At 45.1% G+C, this 799-nt stretch carries 1 protein-coding gene; it reads left to right on the top strand.

Annotated features, from left to right (window positions below):
* On the top strand, positions 1–799 hold a 799-nt coding region (locus HMPREF2780_RS07540; RefSeq protein WP_324826056.1), incomplete at both ends, for a MucBP domain-containing protein.

Raw genomic sequence — 799 nt, 5'->3', positions numbered from 1 at the left:
AAAAAGTGAAGACTAGTCACAAGGATAAGGAAGGGAATGAAATTCCAGGCCACCCAAGCGAAGACGGCGAACAACCTAAGAAGGAAATTCCAGGTTACCGCTTCGTAGAGACTAAGAAACTTCCAAACGGCGACACAGAACACGTTTATGAGAAGGTTAAGACTCGTCACAAGGATAAGGAAGGGAATGACATTCCAGGTTATCCAAGCGAAGACGGCGAACAACCTAAGAAGGAAATTCCAGGCTACCGCTTCGTAGAGACTAAGAAACTTTCAAATGGAGATACAGAGCACATCTACGAAAAAGTTAAGACTCGTCACAAGGATAAGGAAGGCAACGAGATTCCAGGCTATCCAAGCGAAGACGGCGAACAACCTAAGAAAGATATTCCAGGTTACCGCTTCGTAGAGACTAAGAAACTTCCAAACGGCGACACAGAACACGTTTATGAGAAGGTTAAGACTCGTCACAAGGATAAGGAAGGCAACGAGATTCCAGGCTATCCAAGCGAAGACGGCGAACAACCTAAGAAAGATATTCCAGGTTACCGCTTCGTAGAGACTAAGAAACTTCCAAATGGAGATACAGAGCACATCTACGAAAAAGTGAAGACTAGTCACAAGGATAAGGAAGGCAATGAGATTCCAGGCTATCCAAGCGAAGACGGTGAACAACCGAAGAAAGAAATTCCAGGTTACCGCTTCGTAGAGACCAAGAAACTTCCAAACGGCGACACAGAGCACGTTTATGAGAAGGTTAAGACTAGTCACAAGGATAAGGAAGGCAACGAGATTCCAGG

This window comes from Streptococcus sp. HMSC062B01 (assembly GCF_001811085.1).
Classification (GTDB): Bacteria; Bacillota; Bacilli; order Lactobacillales; family Streptococcaceae; genus Streptococcus; species Streptococcus gordonii.
This window is presented reverse-complemented; position numbering and strand designations above follow the sequence as displayed.